This window comes from Hydrogenovibrio halophilus DSM 15072, assembly GCF_000384235.1.
GTDB classification, from domain to species: Bacteria; Pseudomonadota; Gammaproteobacteria; order Thiomicrospirales; family Thiomicrospiraceae; genus Hydrogenovibrio; species Hydrogenovibrio halophilus.
The window spans coordinates 534,886-554,600 of the sequence record NZ_KB913033.1 but is presented as its reverse complement, the minus strand read 5'-3'; the positions used below and the strand labels follow the sequence as shown (position 1 = coordinate 554,600).

Annotated in this window: 17 protein-coding genes; 15 read left to right on the top strand and 2 right to left on the bottom strand. The window is 57.3% G+C overall.

Features of this window, described 5'->3' with window-relative positions; translation table 11 throughout:
- The 3 genes from A377_RS0102675 (at position 1) to A377_RS0102665 (ending at position 4,126) form a co-directional block, all read left to right on the top strand.
- Positions 1-834 (top strand): thymidylate synthase, encoded by an 834-nt coding sequence (locus A377_RS0102675; protein WP_019894599.1) that lies wholly within the window; start codon positions 1-3, stop codon positions 832-834.
- On the top strand, positions 831-1,406 hold the full coding sequence (locus tag A377_RS0102670) for a dihydrofolate reductase (RefSeq protein WP_019894598.1): 576 nt from the start codon (positions 831-833) through the stop codon (positions 1,404-1,406). Before A377_RS0102675 ends, A377_RS0102670 begins: the two co-directional genes overlap by 4 nt.
- Positions 1,407-1,663: 257 nt before the next feature.
- Complete coding sequence (locus A377_RS0102665) at positions 1,664-4,126, top strand: methyl-accepting chemotaxis protein (protein ID WP_019894597.1); 2,463 nt, start codon at positions 1,664-1,666, stop codon at positions 4,124-4,126.
- A gap of 506 nt (positions 4,127-4,632) precedes the next feature.
- Here A377_RS0102665 and A377_RS0102655 read toward each other — a convergent pair.
- A complete protein-coding gene (locus A377_RS0102655; protein WP_019894595.1) occupies positions 4,633-5,439 on the bottom strand; it encodes a metal ABC transporter permease in 807 nt (268 codons plus the stop codon).
- On the bottom strand, positions 5,436-6,203 hold the full coding sequence (locus A377_RS0102650) for an ATP-binding cassette domain-containing protein (RefSeq protein ID WP_028485207.1): 768 nt from the start codon (positions 6,201-6,203) through the stop codon (positions 5,436-5,438). Before A377_RS0102650 ends, A377_RS0102655 begins: the two co-directional genes overlap by 4 nt.
- Positions 6,204-6,416: 213 nt before the next feature.
- Here A377_RS0102650 and A377_RS0102645 point away from each other — a divergent pair, with 213 nt between their 5' ends.
- From A377_RS0102645 to lpxC, 12 genes are all read left to right on the top strand, one after another.
- Positions 6,417-7,352, top strand: coding sequence for a zinc ABC transporter substrate-binding protein (locus tag A377_RS0102645; RefSeq protein ID WP_157760700.1), 936 nt, complete (start codon positions 6,417-6,419; stop codon positions 7,350-7,352).
- Positions 7,349-8,113, top strand: coding sequence for a hypothetical protein (locus A377_RS0102640; RefSeq protein WP_019894592.1), 765 nt, complete (start codon positions 7,349-7,351; stop codon positions 8,111-8,113). The genes A377_RS0102645 and A377_RS0102640 overlap by 4 nt, the downstream gene beginning before the upstream one ends.
- 186 nt (positions 8,114-8,299) lie before the next feature.
- Positions 8,300-9,769, top strand: a complete 1,470-nt coding sequence (gene sufB / locus A377_RS0102635) for a Fe-S cluster assembly protein SufB (protein ID WP_019894591.1) — start codon at positions 8,300-8,302, stop codon at positions 9,767-9,769.
- Positions 9,770-9,851: 82 nt separating this feature from the next.
- Complete coding sequence (gene sufC, locus A377_RS0102630; RefSeq protein ID WP_019894589.1) at positions 9,852-10,619, top strand: Fe-S cluster assembly ATPase SufC; 768 nt, start codon at positions 9,852-9,854, stop codon at positions 10,617-10,619.
- A 48-nt stretch (positions 10,620-10,667) separates the two neighbouring features.
- Complete coding sequence (gene sufD / locus A377_RS0102625; protein ID WP_019894588.1) at positions 10,668-12,110, top strand: Fe-S cluster assembly protein SufD; 1,443 nt, start codon at positions 10,668-10,670, stop codon at positions 12,108-12,110.
- Positions 12,107-13,339, top strand: a complete 1,233-nt coding sequence (locus tag A377_RS0102620; protein WP_019894587.1) for an aminotransferase class V-fold PLP-dependent enzyme — start codon at positions 12,107-12,109, stop codon at positions 13,337-13,339. Before sufD ends, A377_RS0102620 begins: the two co-directional genes overlap by 4 nt.
- Before the next feature lie 137 nt (positions 13,340-13,476).
- Positions 13,477-13,908, top strand: a complete 432-nt coding sequence (locus tag A377_RS0102615) for a hypothetical protein (RefSeq protein ID WP_019894586.1) — start codon at positions 13,477-13,479, stop codon at positions 13,906-13,908.
- Positions 13,909-13,969: 61 nt separating this feature from the next.
- Positions 13,970-15,391 carry a UDP-N-acetylmuramate--L-alanine ligase gene (murC, locus tag A377_RS0102610; RefSeq protein ID WP_019894584.1) on the top strand — a complete coding sequence of 474 codons (1,422 nt, stop codon included), beginning with the start codon at positions 13,970-13,972 and terminating at the stop codon, positions 15,389-15,391.
- Entirely contained in the window at positions 15,388-16,362 is a 975-nt protein-coding gene (locus tag A377_RS0102605) for a D-alanine--D-alanine ligase (RefSeq protein WP_019894582.1), read from the top strand. The genes murC and A377_RS0102605 overlap by 4 nt, the downstream gene beginning before the upstream one ends.
- 2 nt (positions 16,363-16,364) lie before the next feature.
- Entirely contained in the window at positions 16,365-17,093 is a 729-nt protein-coding gene (locus A377_RS0102600; RefSeq protein ID WP_019894580.1) for a cell division protein FtsQ/DivIB, read from the top strand.
- Positions 17,094-17,197: 104 nt separating this feature from the next.
- A complete protein-coding gene (ftsA, locus tag A377_RS0102595; protein ID WP_028485205.1) occupies positions 17,198-18,451 on the top strand; it encodes a cell division protein FtsA in 1,254 nt (417 codons plus the stop codon).
- A 331-nt stretch (positions 18,452-18,782) separates the two neighbouring features.
- A complete protein-coding gene (gene lpxC, locus A377_RS0102590; RefSeq protein ID WP_019894578.1) occupies positions 18,783-19,703 on the top strand; it encodes a UDP-3-O-acyl-N-acetylglucosamine deacetylase in 921 nt (306 codons plus the stop codon).
- Positions 19,704-19,715: the final 12 nt, after the last annotated feature.

Sequence of the window (19,715 nt, the reverse complement as noted above, 5' to 3'; positions counted from 1 at the left end):
ATGAAACAATATTTGCAGCTGCTGGAACACATTCTGGAACACGGTGCCGACAAGGGCGACCGCACCGGCACGGGCACCCGCTCGGTGTTCGGCTACCAGATGCGCTTTGACCTGAGCGAGGGTTTCCCGCTGGTGACCACCAAAAAAGTGCATCTCAAATCGATCATACACGAATTGCTGTGGTTTCTCAGTGGCGACACCAACAACACCTACCTCAAGGAACACGGTGTGCGCATCTGGGACGAATGGGCACTGGAAAACGGCGACCTTGGGCCGATCTACGGCAAACAATGGGTGGCCTGGGAAACGCCCGATGGCGAGCAGATCAATCAGATTCAGGCCATCATCGACACCCTCAGACAGAACCCGAACAGCCGACGGATGCTGGTGTCGGCCTGGAATCCGGCCGATCTGCCGGACGAAAACCTCAGTCCGCAGGAAAACGTGGCCATGGGCAAGATGGCACTGGCGACCTGTCATGCCTTTTTTCAGTTTTACGTGGCCGATGGTCGTCTGTCGTGCCAATTGTATCAGCGCAGTGCGGACACGTTTCTGGGGGTGCCGTTCAACATTGCCAGCTATGCCTTGCTCACGCACATGATTGCGCAGCAGAGCGGGCTGGATGTCGGCGACTTTGTCTGGACCGGTGGCGATGTGCATTTGTACCGGAACACGATCGAGCAGGCCAAATTGCAATTGACACGGGAACCCTACCCCTTGCCGGAATTGCGGATCAAGCGTCAGCCGTCCAGCCTCTTTGACTATCAGTATGACGATTTTGAGGTGCTCAATTACCAGTCTCACCCGCGGATCAAGGCCGAGGTGTCGGTATGAACGAAGCGCCTGAGAGTCTGACTGACGCGGCAAAAGGCTTGTCGATTGCGATGATCGCGGCCATGGATCGGAACCGGCTGATCGGTCGGGACAATCAGATGCCCTGGCATCTGCCCGACGATTTCAAACATTTCAAACGTCATACGCTGGGCAAGCCGGTGGTGATGGGGCGCAAAACCTTTGAGTCCATCGGCAGCCGTCCGCTGCCCAAACGTTTGAATCTGGTGGTGACCCGCCAGCCGAAACCGGCGGTCCCGGCCGACCGGGTGACCAATGCTTCGGAAACCGGACTGGTGTTTGTGTCTTCGCCCGAAGCCGCGTTGAAAACCCTCCGTCAGGCCTATGCCGAGCCACCGGAAGTGATGATCATGGGCGGCGGTGAATTGTATCGGCAGTTTTTGCCGGTGGCGCAGCGTCTCTATGTGACCTGGGTGGACACAGAAATCGACGGCGACGCCGCGTTTCCGGCCTGGGATGACCAGGCCTGGCAGGAAGTGCATCGGACCCACCATTCTGCGGATGCGCGCCATTCCTATGCCTTTGATTTTGTGACCTACCAACGCCTGACCTGAGCGTCGCTTATCACTTTTACGAAATATCAGTTTGCCTGAGAATTGGATAAAAAACTTCAATCCGGTTTCTGCCTGAAATTCTATAGAATGCCTAGCAGCCTGCATTGATCAAGCCTGTCGTTTTATACTCGGTATGGTTTTTGCTCACTTCATAATAAAAATAACATCCGCACTTGAAATCGAAACGAATCGAGTCTGTGGCCGGGATTGTGCCGGTTGAAAGGCACGGCCTGTGAATAAAGAGGAAGGACCGCTCTATGGGAATCAAAACCCGCATGTTCATCGGTGTGTTCGGCGCACTGTTTTTTCTGCTGACTTCCAACCTGATCGCGCAATATGTGTTTGATCAGAGCAGTCAGACCATCAACCGCATTGTCAACGAAACCCAGGTCAAGGTGGCGCTGCTCAATGAGCTGAAAAACCTGACGGATGAGCGGGCCGTGCTCTCACGGGATCTGGTCATTACCGAAGACGAAGCCTTTCTGGAACGTTCGGCGGCCCGCCTCAAGGAGACCGCCGATGAGATCGGTGCGGTGTTCGCACAGCTGGAAGCCATGCCGCTCGACAAAAAAGAGCAGGCCTATTTTGAAGCGATTCAGGAAAATGTGATCGCGGCCAACCGGGCGTTCGGCAGTTTTAAAATGATGGCCGACGAACAGTTTTATGAAGACGCGGTGGACATTCTGATTGGCGAGTTCGGTGAAAAGTATCAGGCCTTTACCGACATTGTGAAGAATTTTCAGGCGTACGAGCAGGCGCAGAATGCACGCGCGGCCCAGGAGTTGAGCGAGCAGGAATCCTTTGCGGTCACTACCCTCTGGTCGGTGTTGATTGTCAGTGTGGTGTTGTTTTCCATTGCCGGGTTCTTTGTGGCCCGCAGCTTTATGAAGCCGATCGAAGCCATGCGTGCCACCATGCTCAAAATCCGCGAAACCGGCGAGCTGAATCACCGGGTGGCCGTGATTTCCAAAGACGAGCTGGGCGAAACCTCCAAAGCGATCAACGGTCTGCTCAGCACCATTCACGATGCCATCGATGACGTCAACGGCGTGATGAAAGACGTGTCCAACGGCGAATTCGGCAACACCATCGAAAAAGACTATCAGGGCGATTTCTCCACCTTGAAACAAGGGGTGAACGAATCGGTGGAGCAGGTGCATTCCATGATTCAGATTCTGACCGAAACCGCCCACAACCTCCGAAACGGCAAGTTTGAGATGCCTTCGTCAAGTTCGGTCTCTTTCAGTGGTGAATACGAGCGGGTGATGACCGATCTGTCGGTGGCGATGGAACGTCTGGACAACAGTGTTCAGGACATTGCCAAAACATTGAAAGCGCTTTCACGAGGCGATTTCTCCCGCCGGGTTACCGCCGAAGCGCGTGGCGAACTGGTCACGCTCAAGGATGCGATCAATGAAACTCTGGAAGGACTGGAAGCCTTTGTGGAGGATGTGGCCATGGTTCAGACCCGCATCAGCGAGGGCGACCTGACCCACCGGGTGCAGGGCAATTACCATGGCAAAATGGCGGTGCTCAAGGATTCGTTGAATTCCTCGACGCAGAATATGTCGGACATGATCGGCAAGGTCGGGGCCGTGACCCGCATTGTGGCCGATGAGGCCCGCAGCATTGCCGATGGCAGTGAGTCCATTTCCGATCGCATTCAGCAGCAGACCCAGTCACTGGAACAGACCGCTCAGCAGATGGCGTCCATGACCGACACCGTTCGAAAGAACGCGGAAAGTGCGGACCATGCCAATGAGGTCACACAGACGGCGCAGAACAAGCTGTCCGAGGGTGGTCAGGTGATGCAGAAAGCGCTGGCGTCCATGGATCGAATGAGCGAAGCCAGTCAGAAGATCAACGACATCATTACCCTGATTGACGGCATTGCCTTTCAGACCAATTTGCTGGCCCTGAACGCCGCGGTGGAAGCCGCACGTGCCGGTGAGCACGGTCGCGGCTTTGCCGTGGTGGCGGGCGAAGTCCGCAGTCTGGCGGGCAAGTCGTCTGATGCGGCCGCCGACATCAAAAAACTGATTGAAAATTCCGTGGCCATCAGCGATGAGTCCGGGCGTTACGTCCGTGAAACCAGCGATGTGCTTCAGGAAATCCATTCCTCCATGGATGAGATCTCCGAACGCGTGTCCACCATCGCCACCGCCACCAATGAGCAATCGGTCGGCATCGACTCGGTCAGCCAGTCGGTCTCGCAAATGGAAAATTCCACCCAGCAGAACGCCGGATTGGTGGAAGAAGCCGCCGCCGGCAGTCAGGATCTGTTGCATCAGGCTTCGGATCTGTTGGATTTGGTGGGCGAATTCCAGATCGATCAGGCCACTCAGACCCGTACGATCAAAGCCAAGTCGTCAGAGGATGCCCAGCAGTTTGACAAGATGGTGCAGGCGCACTTGGCCTGGAAAGCCAAAATTCGCGCCTTTGTCGATGGCATGGACATTGGCGTGACCTATGAAACCGCGACCGATCCCACGGCCTGTGTGCTCGGCAAATGGTATTACGGCGAAGGTCAGAAGTACGCGGACAAGCCGACCATGCAGAAGCTGGGCGAAGAACATGCGCAGATGCACGCGGCCATCAAGAAGGTCATGGACGCCAAAGCCATTGACGACACCGAAACCGTGGACGCGGGGCTGGAACAGGTGGATCGACAGTCGGACGAAGTGGTGGCCTTGTTGTACAGATTGATGGACGAAGTCTGAGGATCGACCGCCCTTCACGAAGCTGAAACGCCTGTTTTTTGACCAGGCCTGGTAAAAAACATTGTCACCCTGAGCGCAGCCGAAGGGTCTTTAAAGACGGAGCCGGACTCCAAGAGATCCCTCCGCTTCGGTCGGGATGACATGCGTTTCGTGTTTTCGCCAAGGTTCATGACTTGCTTCAACTTACTGCTTCAGCAAGCCCTGACGTGTTCATTTTTTCTCGGCTTACCCCTGCGGGCGCCGAGTTCTTCGTTTACTTGTGTAAAAAACGAACCAAAAAAGCACATCCAGCACACGCTTTCTGTGCATTCTAAGCCCTGTGGCAGGCCGACGAAATCTTTGTGATGGGAACTTGCCCAGGCATGGCTTGTGGCACGATTGGTTATGAACCGTTTTGATTGTTCTGGTTGAAAAACAACCAAGCCTGGTCAAAAAGGGGTTTCAGTTTGATCTGGTGGACGGGCTGTTCTTAACCCGAAGAAACAACAGTCAACATTCGAGCCAGATCAACGGGCACGTTTGAACAGGCTGAACAGGAAGAAACCGGTGGCGGTGGCGACAATCGCCGGGCCGGTGGGCAGGTCCCATAAAAACGACCCCAGCAGCCCGCCCAGCACACTCAAGCCTCCCATAATGATCGCACCGATCAACATGCCTTCGGGCGAGCGCGCAAACCGTCGTGCGCTGGCCGCCGGCATGATCAGCAACGACGTAATCAGTAACACCCCCACCACTTTGATCGCCAGCCCGATCAGAATCGCCAGCAGCAACAGATAATGCCGTTGCAATTGCCGGGTATGAACGCCCTCAATCTGTGCCAGATCCGCATTCAACGTCAGGTTGAGCATGTCCGACCAGTGCCGCCAGAAAAAGGCCGTCACCCAGACTCCCAATAACACGATGCCCACCAGTTCCGCTTTCTGCAGGCTGAGAATGTCGCCGAACAAATAGGCCATGATGTCCAGTTGCGCCGGTTGCTTGAGGCTGATGAAAATCAAAGCGAAAGCCAGTGAGGCGTGTGCGAAGATGCCAAGCAGGGTGTCGGTCGGCAGGCGGGTGTGGCGGGTCAGCCAGTCGATGCTCAGTGCGGCCAGAATGGAGACGGCAATCACCGCCAGAGTCAGGTCCATTTGCCACCAAAGCCCCAGACTGACCCCCAGTAAGGCCGAATGCGCCAGCGCCGCCCCAAAATAGGATTGCTTCTGCCAGACCACAAACACGCCCAGCGGGGCAGAGATCATGGCCAGCAGCAAGCCACCGGCAAAGGCATATAGCAGAAAATCGGGAAGGTGGATCAGGGTTTCCAGGGTCATGCGGACGGCTCGTTGCGGGTTGGGTGAATGTGGTCACAGGCATCGGAGTGATGGTGTTCGTACACGGCCAGTTGCTCAAAGCCGTCGCCAAACAGGGTTTTGAAAGCGTCGGTGGCGGAAATGGCCTGGGGATGGCCCTGACAGCAGATGTGACGATTCAGGCACAGCACCTGGTGCGTGTCTTTCATCACGATGTGCAGGTCGTGGCTGACCATCAGAATGCCGCACTGATGACGTTGGCGCACCGCATTGATGTATTCGTAAAGCTGGGTCTGCCCCTGAAGGTCCACGCCCTGAACCGGTTCGTCCAGCACCAGCAGGTCCGGGGATTTCAGCAGGGCCCGGGCCAGCAGCACCCGCTGCATTTCGCCGCCGGAAATTTTCTGCACCGGCCGGGTCAGCAGCTGGTTCAGGCCCAACTCGTCTGCGACCTGTTCCAGCTTTGTGATAAACTTTTTGCGTTCGCTGTGTCTGGGCCGGGCCAGACTCAGGAAGCGCTGCACACTGAGCGGCAGGCTGTCGTCGATCTGGATTTTTTGCGGCATAAAGCCGACGTTCAAACCGGGTTTGCGCCAGATGTGGCCTTTTGTCGGCGTCATCAACCCCAGCAGCAGTTTGAGCAGGGTGGATTTGCCGGCGCCATTGGGCCCGATCAGGGTCAGAATTTCCCCCTGATGCAGGGTCAGAGAAACATTGGAAAGCGCTTCCTGATCATCAAACCAATGGCTGACCTGGTGGGCTTCAAGTAATCGTGTTGAGTTCATTGATTGGATTTTACCCGAATATTCCATGAATTTGTGCTGAGGTCGCGCAGGAACTTGTTTTCACAAGGAAATTTTCGAAGGCGCGCCGTATCCTTGATTACGACCAACTGAGAAAATATTTCTTGTGGAATCAAGGGGCAAGCGAGATCGGTGCAAATTTATGAAATGTTCGGGTTTCGTGGATATGCCATGTCTTTGGTAGAGGAGAAGTGTGTGAAACGGGGGATAATGCTGGCCGCGTGGCTGCTGATCATGGTCGGTCAATCTGTCTGGGCCAAAACGGTGGTGGTGACACTGCCGCCTCTGGGGGCGCTGGTGGCCCCTTTTCTGGCCGAGGAAGACCGCCTGGTGGTTTTGCTGACACCGGGGACGTCGCCCCACGGGTTTGAATTTCGTCCGTCTCAGCGGATGGCCGTGACTCAGGCCGATGTGTTGATTTCGGTCGGTACGCCGGTCGATGCCTGGGCCAATGATGCCTTTGCGCAGGCGCAGGCCGACGGAGCCAAATGGTTGAGAATGGCCGATTCGGCGGTCAAACATTACCGTAAACGGGTACTGGAGGCCGAAGCCGACGGACAGACGCACGCCTCTGATCACGACCACGATCACCACGGACCGGAAGACGGGCATGTCTGGTTGTCGCCAGACAATGCGGCGGCGTTTCTTCAGACCTTTGCCCGGACCTGGGGTGAGCTGAATGGTCAGGCGTCATCCGCGGCACCGGCCTTGTTGCAGGCACTGCAAACCCAAGTTGAGGCCATAGACGCCCAGTTGACCCCGGTTCGAAACCAGCCGTATCTGGTGTTGCACGACGCCTATCAGTATTTTGAGCAGGCCTTCGGACTGAATTTTCAGGGCGCGATTCAGCTGTCGCCGATGATTCGTCCCGGTGTGCGCCATGTGTTGCATTTGCGCGACAAAATCCAAAGCCAACAGATTCGCTGTGTGTTCAAGGACCGTCAGTTTCCCGAGCGTCAGGTACGCTATGTGATCGATGAACTGCCCGTGCGTCTGGGCACTCTGGACCCGCTCGGGCACGGGCTCTGGCCGGATGCGTCGGCCATTCGCGCCGATGAGGCGGCCTTGCCTTACAATCGGTTGCTGCAATCGTTGGCCGACGGCTACTCGGATTGCCTGGGAGGCCAATGATGCGCATCTTTGTGACCGGGCTGCCCGGCAGTGGCAAAACCCGCCTGATTCAGGCCGCATCGGACTTGCCCGTGACCTGGCTGGAAGCCAGTCAGCCTCAGTTGCCTGACCGGGTGAAAGAAACGGACCGGGTCTGGTGTGTGGTGGACGCGCGCGCGTTGCCGCCAACGGCCGCAAGCGAGGCGGAACAATGGTTGGTACGGGATCTGGCTGTGGCCGATGCGGTGGTGATGAGTTTTGCCGATCAGGCGGATTTGATTCGGCAGGGCCAATGGCAGGCCTGGTTAAAACAGCAGGGCGCTGAGACGTGTCCGCGTTATTGGTGGTTGACTCAGGCCGGGTTGACTCAGACCGGGTTGGAGCTGGCACGCCTTCAGGGCTGGTTGAAATCGACGCCCAGTTCTGCGATGGAAGCGGCGCGGCGAGAGTGGCAGGCCTGGCGTCAGTCGCTGGCAGAGGACTGGCAGGTTCTGGATTGGCGCTTGCCGGAATTGACAGGAAAAACCACGCCGAAACCGATGCTGGATGGCTTGCTGGCCGGGCTTTACGCGGCGCAGTGCAATCTCGGCATGGGTCTGTTGCGGGTGCGGGGTGAGATTATGACCTTCGAGTACGACAATCGTGTGACATTGGAAGGCCACTATCAGGGGGTTACTCCCTATGCGGCAGAACCGGGAACCGAAACCGACTGGATTCGACTGGAAGGCACGGGTCTGGATACCGATTGGCTGAAAGCACTGGTGAACGGCAGTGTGGTGTGATCGGTCTGACTTGAACCTGGCGGTGGCGACGTTTTGTCGGTCCCGAGCCGGCTCGGAAAATCGCAAATTCCTCGCAAAATGCCTGATCTGTGGCGACATCCCTTTATCTTTAACGCCGACAGGCTCTGGACACCGAGCCTATTTCTGACTAAAATGGTCAGAAATTAATCAAGCCAGAGATTTTGCATGACAGACGCGACGCAATATCAGGAAATCAATGACCTGCTGAGCAAGAATCAGCATTACAAAGAGGGCTTTTTCACCCGGACCGCGGTGGAAACCTTTGAAAAGGGTCTGAATGAAACGGTGGTCCGCGCGATTTCGGCCAAAAAGAACGAGCCCGAATGGATGCTGGATTTCCGTCTCAAGGCGTTTGAGCACTGGAAAAACATGCCCGAACCCCACTGGGCCAAAGCCGAATACGAGCCGCTGGATTATCAGGATTACAGTTATTATTCGGCCCCGGAGTGCAACCAGTGTGCGGTCGGTGAGGACGAACCGTCTGAGCAGGAAATCGATCCGGAAGTGGCCAAAGCCTTCGCGGCGCTGGGCGTGCCACTGGATGGCAGTGGCGACTCGGATGTGGCGGTCGATGCCATTTTTGATTCGGTGTCGGTTTCGACCACCAAACGCGAAGAATTGTCGGAGCTGGGCATCATTTTCTGTTCCTTCTCCGAAGCGGTGCACGACTACCCGGAACTGGTACAGCAATATCTGGGCTCGGTGGTGCCGTACCACGACAACTATTTCGCCGCCCTCAATTCCGCGGTGGCCTCGGACGGCACCTTTGTCTATGTGCCCGAAGGCGTGCGCTGTCCGGTGGATCTGTCGACCTATTTCCGTATCAACGAAGCCAAAACCGGTCAGTTCGAGCGCACCATTCTCATTGCCGAGAAAGGCAGTTATGTGAGCTACCTGGAAGGCTGTTCGGCGCCGGTGCGTGACACCTATCAGCTGCATGCGGCGGTGGTGGAAGTGATTGTGCACGAACGGGCGGAAGTGAAGTATTCCACCGTGCAGAACTGGTATCCGGGCGACGAAGACTGCGAAGGCGGGATTCTGAACTTTGTGACCAAGCGCGGTGTCTGCGAAGGCGCGCACGCCAAACTGTCCTGGACTCAGGCCGAGACCGGTTCGGCGATCACCTGGAAATACCCCAGCTGTGTGCTCAAAGGCGACCATTCCATTGGCGAGTTCTATTCGGTGGCACTGACCAATCGCCGTCAGCAGGCCGATACCGGTACCAAAATGATTCACATCGGCAAGAACACCCGCAGCACCATCATTTCCAAAGGCTTGTCGGCCGGGCATTCCGACAACACCTATCGCGGACTGGTGCGGATTCTGCCCGGTGCCGACAACGCCCGCAACTTCACCCAGTGCGATTCGATGCTGATCGGCAATCAGTGCGGCGCCCACACCTTTCCCTACATCGAAGTGGAAAACCCGTCGGCGCAGATGGAGCACGAAGCCACCACCTCGCGCATTGGCGAGGACCAGTTGTTTTATTGCCAGCAGCGCGGCATCAGCGAGCAGGACGCGATTTCCATGATCGTGAACGGCTTCTGCAAAGACGTGTTCAGCGAACTGCCGCTGGAATTTGCCCAGGAAGCCGAAGAGCTGCTGGCCGTGAGCCTGGAAGGCTCGGTCGGCTGAGGAATTATTTGCAACAGTGCCCCCTGGTAAGCGCCAGGAGAGCGCTATTTTAACCAGGCCTGGTTAACCAGAGAGAGACGTTATGTTATTGAATGTTGACAATCTACATGCGGCGGTCGCCGAAGGCGGTCAGCCCATTCTGAAAGGTTTGAACCTTCAGGTGAACCCGGGCGAAGTGCATGCCATTATGGGTCCCAACGGTGCTGGAAAAAGCACGCTGTCGAGTGTGCTGGCCGGGCGCGAAGACTACGAAGTGACCGATGGCAACGCCAGCTTTGATGGCGAAGACCTGCTGGAGATGGACCCGGAAGAGCGGGCACGCAAAGGCCTGTTTCTGGCGTTCCAGTACCCGGTGGAAATCCCCGGTGTGAGCAACAAGCTGTTTATGCAGACCTCGGTCAATGCCATTCGCGAAGAGCGGGGCGAACCGCCGTTGGACATGTTCGATTTCGATGAATACGCCCAGTCCAGAATGTCGCTGCTGAACATGCACTCGGACCTGCTGGACCGCTCGGTCAATGTGGGCTTTTCCGGCGGGGAGAAAAAGCGCAACGACATGTACCAGATGGCGTTGCTGGAACCGAAGCTCTGCATTATGGACGAGACCGATTCCGGTCTGGACATCGACGCGCTCAAGGTCGTGGCCAACGGGGTCAATGCACTGCGCTCCAAAGAACGCAGCTTTCTGGTGGTGACCCACTATCAGCGCTTGCTGGACTACATCAAACCCGATTTTGTGCATGTGCTGTATGACGGCAAAATCGTGCAGTCGGGCGGCTTTGAGCTGGTGCAGCAGCTTGAAAACGAAGGCTATGATCAGATCATTCAGTCTCACAAATCCGGCCAATAATCAGGCAACGCTATGACAGAATCTACGCAGACAAAGAGGCCTCCCAAAATGTCCCCCAAGATGCCACCCAATGCCCGGCAGCTGTTGGAGGCGCTGGAACAACAGAGTCAGGCGCTCAATGAACGCGATCAGGACGATGCGGCGCGTGCCAAACTGGTGGCCCGGCGGGAAGCCGCCAGAGAATGCTTGAACCAGACCGGCTGGCCCACACGCAAGCATGAAAACTGGCATTACACCGGTCTGACGCCTTTGTTTGAGTCCCCGTTTGCTTTGGCGGACACACCCGATGACGACCGCGATCCGGCGGAAACGGCGGCCGTGACCGAGGCGATGCTGGCCGACTGTCTGCCGCCTTTTGCCACCATCCGGCTGGTGTTTGTGGACGGCGTCTATTCCGATTCCCTGTCGGCCGGGCTGGACGCCATTGACGACTCGCTGTCGATTGAAATGGCCGATGCCGATGCCATTCAGGCGTTTACGTTGGAAGACCTCAAAGGCTATGCGGGCGTGCAGGATGGTACCCGCAATGCGGCCAGACCGGTGGCGCCATCGGATCAGCCCAACGTGGACGACGTGTTTGTTCACATCAATGAAATGCTGCTGGATCAGGGGCTGACCATCCGTCTGGCTCCCAATGCGGTGCTGGAACAGCCTTTGCAGATTCTTCAGGTGGTGACTCAGGACCGCAAGCTGGTCAATCTGCGCACCCAGTTCGAGTTGGGCCATCATGCTCAGATGACCTGGCTCAATCAGGTGGTGTCGCTGTCAGATCAACCCCGAAGCTGGGTCAATCGGCTGCAACAGGTGTCATTGGGCGAAGGCGCAGTGGCGCGTCAACTCGACTGGCAGGACCTGAATGCGCAAAGCCTGTTCACCGGTCTGACGTTTGTGGATCAGGCCGCCCACAGCCAATGGCAGACCCACAGTCTGGCACTGGGAGCACGCTGGTCGCGCCAGCAAGGATACGTCTGCCTCAATGGCGAAGGCGCGGATGCCGAACAGAATACCCTGGCCTGGGTTCGCGGTCAGCAACTGACCGACTCGCGCACCGAAACCCAGCATGGGGCACCGCATTGCACCAGCCGCCAGCTGCACAAATTTGTGGTGCAGGATCAGGCGCGTGGCGTGTTCAACGGCATGATCGGCGTGGCCAGAGCGGCCCAGAAAACCGACGGTCAGATGGACAACAAAAATCTGTTGCTCTCTCCCAAAGCCAAAATGGACACCAAGCCGCAACTGGAAATTTATGCCGATGATGTGGCCTGCTCGCACGGCTGTGCCTCGGGTGAAATCGACGCCGACCAGATTTTTTATGCTCAGGCGCGAGGCATTCAGCGGGATGAGGCGGTGCGGATGATTACCCGGGCGTTTCTGTTGGAACCTCTGGAATCGATTGCCCAGTCGGCCATGCGCCATTGGCTGCACGATCTGGTTTCGCAGCGACTGGCGCAACTGCCTGCTCTGCAATACCTTGCCGGGTGTGACCAATGAGCGTTGAAACCACTCTGGACATTGCGGCCATCCGTGCCCGCTTCCCCATTCTGGCGCAAACCGAAAACGGTCAGCCGCTGGTGTATCTGGACAGCGGGGCCACCACCCAGAAACCGGACACGGTGATTGAGGCGGTACGAGATTACTACCGGCACGACAACGCCAATGTGCATCGCGGCGTTTATGCCCTGAGCGAGCGGGCGACCGAGGCTTATGAAGGGGCTCGGGATCAGCTGCGCGACTTTATCCATGCACCTTCGCGCAAAGAACTGGTGTTTGTGCGCGGCGCGACCGAAGCGATCAATCTGGTGGCACAGAGCTATGGACGTGCGTTTTTGCAGCCAGGGGACGAAGTGCTGATCACCGAACTGGAGCACCATTCCAATATTGTGCCCTGGCAGTTTCTGCGTGAACAGATCGGGATCAAGCTGGTGGTGGTGCCGATCAACGAACGGGGCGAAGTGCCGTTGGCCGACTTTGAGGCCGCTTTGTCCGACCGGACCCGATTGGTGGCGATTTCGCACATGTCCAACGCACTGGGCACCATCAATGACGTGACCGCCATGGCGCGGCTGGCCAAGGAAAAGGGTGCCAAAGTGCTGGTGGACGGGGCTCAGGCGATAGCGCATCTGCCGGTGGACGTTCAGGCCATTGGCTGCGATTTTTATGTGTTTTCCGGCCACAAAATGTACGGGCCCACCGGCATTGGCGTTCTCTGGGCCAGAGAAGCGCTGCTGGAGCAGATGCCGCCTTATCAGGGCGGGGGCGATATGATCCATACCGTCACCTTTGAAAAAACCGAATACAACGAACTGCCCTATAAGTTCGAAGCCGGCACGCCCAATATCGCCGGTGTCGTCGGTCTGGGCGCGGCGGTGCGGTTCATGCAGTCGCTGGACCGGGCCGCGATCGAAGCCTACGAGCGCGAATTGCTGGATTACGCCACCGAGCAACTGCAAAACTTACCAGGCCTGGTGATTATTGGACAGGCGCGCCACAAAGCCGCCGTGATCTCATTCAAGATCGAAGGCGCGCACCCGCATGACCTGGCCACCTTGATGGATCAGGATGGCATTGCGGTGCGCGCCAGTCATCATTGCGCCCAGCCAGTGATGCAGAAGTTTCAGGTACCGGCCACTGTCCGGGCCTCGTTTGGCGTGTACAACACCTTTGACGACGTGGATCGGCTGGTGGCCTCTGTGCAGGAAGCGCTGGATATGTTAGTCTGAATCCGTATTTTGTGGTGGCGATTCAAAGCCATCTCGGTAAAGGCCATCACGGTCATCACGATTTTGACAGGCGCTCCCTGGCGTGAAACGACGGTTTCCCGTGGACAGGTGCCTTAATCAACAAGGCGGATTCAAACGTGACAAACTCTTCCAAACAAGCTTTTAGCGGTCCCGACAACATCATCGAAACTCAGGCCGACCAGGCCTATCCCGATCAGTTCAGCCCGGTCACCGAGGCGCAGCCGGACGGGCACAAGCCTCCGCTGGAGTGGATTCGGCTGGAGTTGCACCCTTTGCCCGGCACCGATCATGTGCAAAAAGTCATTTTCTGGAATCCGGAGACTCAGGAACTGGTGGGCGAGGGCGCCGAAACCGTGGCTGAACTGGCGGCGAAAGCCAAAGCCGATGGCCACATCCAAAGTCCCAGTCTCAATCACATGGAAATGACCGACCCTTTGAGTAAGCCTTCGGAACTGGCGGCGGTTCTGGCCCAGCATTACTGGGCGATTCCCGAACCGGTGGCACAGCCCGGTGACCCGAAGCAGACCGACAGCGAAACCCTGCACTGAGGCGCACTCTCTTGACAGGTTTTGTTTCTTTGCAGACCCAAAACGCGGTATCATACGCCGCATGAAAGACCAAGTTCAACACATTCATTTTGTCGGCATCGGCGGGGTCGGCATGGCCGGCATTGCCGAGGTCTGTCTCAATCTGGGGTTTCGCATCACCGGATCGGATCTGCGTCGCAATGCCACGGTGCAGCGCCTGCAATCGCTGGGCGCTGAGATTCACATCGGCCACAGCGCCGAGCACGTCAAAGCCACCGATGTGGTGGTGGTGTCCACCGCCGTTTCCGATGACAACCCCGAAGTCACCTTTGCCCGCGACAGCCGAATTCCGGTGATTCCCCGGGCCGCGATGCTGGCCGAACTGATGCGGATGCGCTTTGGCATTGCCATTGCCGGCACCCACGGCAAAACCACCACCACCAGTCTGGCCGCAGCCATTCTTACTCAGGGCGGGCTCGACCCGACCTTTGTGATTGGCGGCAAGCTCAATCAGGTCGATTCCAATGCGCGGCTGGGCAGCAGCCAGTATCTGGTGGCCGAAGCCGACGAGTCGGATGCCTCCTTCCTGCATCTGTCGCCGATGATGTCGGTGGTGACCAACATCGATCAGGATCACATGGACACCTATCACGGTGACTACCAGTACCTGGAAAGCAGTTTTGTCGAATTTGTGCACCGATTGCCGTTTTACGGACTGGCGATTGTGTGTCTGGAAGACCCGAATGTGCAGGCCATGCTGCCCAAACTGTCGCGCAAGGTGCGCACCTATGGCTTTGAGTCGGTTGCCGACATCCAGGCGCTTGGCCTGCAGCCGGACGGGCTGCGCATGCATTTTCGGGTCAAGGCGCTGGATTTGCCCGAATTCGAGGTCACCTTGAATCAGCCCGGCGCGCACAATGTGCTCAATGCGTTGGCGGCCATCGGCATCGGGCTGGAATTGAACGTGTCGATCGAAGCGATTCAAACGGCGCTGGCGGAATTCGGCGGGGTCGGTCGCCGTTTTGAGGTGTACCCTCAGCGTGGCATCGGCGGGCACAATGTGACTCTGGTCGATGATTACGGCCATCACCCCACCGAATTGCAGGCCACACTGGCCACCGCGCGTCAGGCGTTTCCGCAACAGCGGTTGGTGCTGGTGTTTCAGCCGCACCGTTACAGCCGGACGCGGGATTTGTTTGATGACTTTGTCCAGGCACTGACCAAAGCCGATCTGGTGATTCTGTTGGACGTGTACCCGGCCGGAGAAACCCCGTTGCCCGCGTTCGATGCCAAATCCCTGCTGCGCGCGATGCGTCTGCGTGGGCACAAGGACAATCTGCATGCGCACGACGAAACCCAGTTGAATGAACTGGCGCAAACGGTGCTGGCCGATGACGATGTGGTGTTGATGATGGGGGCCGGTGACATTGGCCAGATGGCACGGCACTGGTCGGAACACCCGCCTGTGGCCGAAACCGGTCAGCAGGGGCGTTTGCCGGTATGACCGAGCACACGGACTTTGCGTTGCCACAACCCGAATCTCTGGGGCGCGTCGCCGTGCTGATGGGCGGGGTGTCGGCCGAAAGGGCGGTGTCCCTGCGCAGCGGTCAGGCCGTGACCGAAGCGCTCTGTGAAGCCGGGGTCGCAGCCGAAGCGGTCGATGTGCAGACGGTGGAGCAGGTGGTGGCCATGACCCGACGCTTTGATCGGGCCTTTGTGGCGCTGCACGGACGCTGGGGCGAAGACGGCGGGGTTCAGGCGATTCTGGATGCATTGGATTTTCCTTATACCGGCAGCCGCATGGCCGCCAGTGCCCTGTCGATGGACAAAATCCGCACCAAATGGCTGTGGCAGGGCATGGGGCTGCCGACACCGGCTTTTCAGTCCGTGTCGGCCACCCAGTCGTTGGATCGGATCTCGTGGCCCGACCATTTCCCTTTGATTATCAAACCCAGTCACGAAGGTTCCAGCATCGGCATGCACAAGGTGGACAGCGCCGACCAGTTGCCGCAAGCGGTGGAAGCGGCTCAGGCATTGGATTCGGAAATTCTGCTGGAACAGTGGGTCACCGGCCGCGAATTCACCGCCGCAGTGGTCGGGGACCGGGTCTTGCCGCTGATTGAACTGAAAACCGATCATGTGTTCTATGACTACACCGCCAAATACGAATCCACCACCACCGAATACCTCTGTCCGGTGGATTTGTCACCAGGCCTGGTCAAAAAGCTGGATGCGCTGGTGTATCAGGCTTTTGAAGCGGTGGGTGGTCGCCACTGGGGCCGGGTCGATTTCATGCTGGACGCACAGCAGAATCCCTGGCTGATTGAAGTCAATACCGCGCCGGGCATGACCGACCATTCTCTGGTGCCGATGGCGGCGCGACAGGCCGGGCTGTCCTTTTCGCAACTGGTCTGCCATCTGTTGGGGTTGACGTTGGAGCATGGCGGCCCCGATACGAAGGCAGAAGGGGGCTGATCTTGACGCGCCGCGCCCTGCTTCTTTCGTTATTGAGTCTGGTCGGGACGGGACTGTTGCTGGTCTGGTTCTTTTCCGGCAAAACCTTGTCCACCGTCACCTACCAGGCCGACTTTGAGCGGGTGGAACAGGCACAGGTGGCCCAGCGGGTGGCACCGTTTCTGGGACAGCCTTTCTGGGAAGCCGATCTCGAAGCCTTGCATGCCCGGTTGACCCGGATGGAGTGGGTGTACCGTGTCAGTGTGACCCGTCGCTGGCCCGATCAGTTGCGAATTCGGATAGAGGAGCAAACCCCAGTAGCCAGATGGGGCGAACAGGCTTTGCTGAATCAGTTCGGTGAAATTTTTTACCCCACTCAGATGGCGTCGTTTGCGGACTATGTGCGTCTGGATGGTCCGGCGGTGCGCTCGCAACTGGTATTGGAGCAGCTCGAACAGTTACAATCGCAGTTGAAGGTTTTGGATTGGCAGATTTCGGCCCTGTCCATGCTGGCCGATGGGGTCTGGCGGGTCAGGCTGGATGGCGGTCAGACCCTGTTGCTGCCAGCGGAAAATGCGCAGTCCATGCTGGACCGGTTTGTGCGAAGTTACCCGCGGATTGACCCCGACCTGAGAAAGTTCGCACAGGTGTTTGATTTGCGCTATAGTAACGGTTTTGTCATTCGCAAAAACACAGAGCCAGCGCCCGAGCGCCAAGGCCTGTCGGAAAACGACGAATCAAACGCATCATAATGTGTTGCGACCCAAGCGGCATAACGGCCTAAGCGGCCAACGCAACGAGTTTTTGTTTCGTGCAAGGATTCGCAACAAAGCATCAGATCAGGAAGTAGAGGCACATGGCAAGAAAGCAAGCAATGTCAGAAACCAATATCGTCATCGGTTTGGACATCGGCACCTCCAAAATCGCCGCCATCATCGGCAAAGTCAAACCGGATGGGGAAATTGAGGTGGTCGGCATGGGGACGCACCCGTCACGCGGTCTGAAAAAAGGCGTGGTGGTGAACATTGATGCCACGGTGGACTCGATTCAACGCGCCATTGACGAAGCCGAACGCATGTCGGGCGTTAAGGCGCATTCGGTGTCGGTGGGCATTGCTGGCAGTCATATTGGCAGTTTCAACTCCAATGGCATGGTGGCGATCCGCAATCAGGAAGTGCAGGCCGAAGACGTGACCCGCGTGCTGGAAGCGGCCCAGACCATCGCCATTCCCGGTGATCAGGAAGTGCTGCACATTCTGGCGCAGGAATTCATGATCGACAATCAGGGCGGCATTCGCGAACCGGTCGGGATGTCCGGTGTGCGTCTGGAAGCCAAGGTGCACATGGTGACCGGTTCGGTCAGCGCGGCCCAGAACATCACCAAGTGCGTGGAACGCTGCTCGCTCAAGGTCGATAATCTGATTCTGGAACAGCTGGCTTCCTCCGAAGCCGTGCTGTCCGAAGACGAAAAAGAACTGGGTGTCTGCCTGGTGGACATTGGCGGCGGTACCACCGATATTGCGGTGTTTCAAAACGGCGCCATCCGCCATACGGCGGTGATTCCGGTGGCGGGCGATCAGGTGACCAACGACATTGCCATGGCTTTGCGGACCCCTAAGCAGGCCGCCGAAGACATCAAAAAGAACCATGCCTGTGCGCTGGCACAGCTGATTGCCAAAGACGAAGAAATCGAAGTGCCGAGCGTGGGCGACCGACCTGCCCGCTGTCTGTCGCGTCACACTCTGGTCGAGGTGATCGAACCCCGCTACGAAGAACTGTTCCAACTGGTTCAGGCCGAGTTGCGTCGCACCGATTTTGAAAACAAAATCGCCGCCGGCATTGTATTGACCGGCGGCAGCAGTCTGATTGAAGGGGCTGTGGAATTGGCCGAAGAGGTGTTTCACATGCCGGTGCGTCTGGGCACGCCCCAGCATGTCAGTGGTCTGAAGGAAGAGGTGGCCAGTCCGGCCTATGCCACCACCGTCGGTCTGCTGATGTATGCGCGCGAACACCCCAGTCAGGTGAGTGACTCCAGCGCAGCCAGTGACGCTCCTCAAAACCGGGCCTCGATACTGGCGCAGATGAAACAATGGTTCAGTCAGAATTTCTAACCCGAATGTTTACCTTCGGTTTCTTCGATTCATGAATTTGTGCTGAGGTCGCGCAGGAACTTGTTTTCACAAGGAAATTTTAGAAGGCGCGTCGTATCCTTGATTACGACCAACTGAGAAAATATTTCTTGTGGAATCAAGGGGCAAGCGAGATCGGTGCAAATTTATGAAATGTTCGGGTTAAGGGTGACAAACCCTTTTTGCGACCCAATCCGGTCATGCCGGATTCGGGGCTGTGCTAGAATAATGCTTTTTTCAAGGCCTCTGGACATTTCCGGGCGCCTCTGTGATTCGCCCTGGTCAGGCTTGACCCAACAATGAAAGACATTCTGTGAAGCAACGAACCCTAGCCAATACCATCAAAGCCAAAGGCGTCGGCCTGCATACCGGTCACCAGTCGGTGATGACGCTCTCTCCCGCCCCAGTCGATACCGGCATCGTCTTTCGTCGGGTGGACCTTTCGCCTGCGGTCGAGTTTCCGGTCTCGCCGGATCTGGTGCGTGAAACCATGCTTTGCACCACCATCGTCAAAGACACACCCACCCGGCCCGCAAAAATTGCCACCATCGAGCACCTGATGTCGGCACTGGCTGGGGTGGGCATTGACAACCTCTACATCGACATCACCGCCGACGAAGTGCCGATCATGGATGGCAGTGCCTCGCATTTTATTTTTCTGCTGCAATCGGCCGGTGTGCGTTTGCAGGAAGCGCCCAAGCATTTTATCCGGATCAAACGTCATATTCACGTCCAGAACGACAAAGGGTCTTGGGCGGAGTTTCGACCGCTGGAAGGTTTCCGTCTGACCTTTTCCATTGATTTCGATCATCCGGCCTTTGACCAGACCGCGGAAAGCATGACCCTGGATTTTTCCTCCACGGCCTATTTCAAGGAAGTCAGTCGTGCCCGGACCTTTGGCTTTATGAAAGACATGGAATTGTTGCGCGCCAACAACCTCGGTCTGGGGGCGGGCCTGCACAACGCCATCGGCCTCGATGACGACGGGGTGGTGAATCAGGAAGGCCTGCGCGACAAGGACGAATTTGTGCGCCACAAGATTCTGGACGCCGTGGGCGATCTTTATATGGCCGGTCATCCGATTCTGGGCGAATTTGTGGCCCACAAATCGGGACATGCCCTCAACAACGAACTGCTACGCAAGCTGGTGCATGACCCGGATGCGTTTGAGGTGGTGACTTTTTCCGAGGACGAACCACCGATTCATTATGGCAGCAGCAAAATTCTGATGTGATGCCGCTTTGCA

Coding starts and splice junctions, on each gene's coding strand:
- sufC (WP_019894589.1), top strand. CDS start 9,852: ATGTTATTGAATGTTGACAATCTACATGCGGCGGTCGCCGAAGGCGGT.
- A377_RS0102650 (WP_028485207.1), bottom strand. CDS start 6,203: ATGAACTCAACACGATTACTTGAAGCCCACCAGGTCAGCCATTGGTTT.
- ftsA (WP_028485205.1), top strand. CDS start 17,198: ATGGCAAGAAAGCAAGCAATGTCAGAAACCAATATCGTCATCGGTTTG.
- A377_RS0102675 (WP_019894599.1), top strand. CDS start 1: ATGAAACAATATTTGCAGCTGCTGGAACACATTCTGGAACACGGTGCC.
- sufD (WP_019894588.1), top strand. CDS start 10,668: ATGTCCCCCAAGATGCCACCCAATGCCCGGCAGCTGTTGGAGGCGCTG.
- murC (WP_019894584.1), top strand. CDS start 13,970: ATGAAAGACCAAGTTCAACACATTCATTTTGTCGGCATCGGCGGGGTC.
- A377_RS0102605 (WP_019894582.1), top strand. CDS start 15,388: ATGACCGAGCACACGGACTTTGCGTTGCCACAACCCGAATCTCTGGGG.
- A377_RS0102640 (WP_019894592.1), top strand. CDS start 7,349: ATGATGCGCATCTTTGTGACCGGGCTGCCCGGCAGTGGCAAAACCCGC.
- A377_RS0102620 (WP_019894587.1), top strand. CDS start 12,107: ATGAGCGTTGAAACCACTCTGGACATTGCGGCCATCCGTGCCCGCTTC.
- A377_RS0102670 (WP_019894598.1), top strand. CDS start 831: ATGAACGAAGCGCCTGAGAGTCTGACTGACGCGGCAAAAGGCTTGTCG.
- sufB (WP_019894591.1), top strand. CDS start 8,300: ATGACAGACGCGACGCAATATCAGGAAATCAATGACCTGCTGAGCAAG.
- A377_RS0102655 (WP_019894595.1), bottom strand. CDS start 5,439: ATGACCCTGGAAACCCTGATCCACCTTCCCGATTTTCTGCTATATGCC.
- A377_RS0102665 (WP_019894597.1), top strand. CDS start 1,664: ATGGGAATCAAAACCCGCATGTTCATCGGTGTGTTCGGCGCACTGTTT.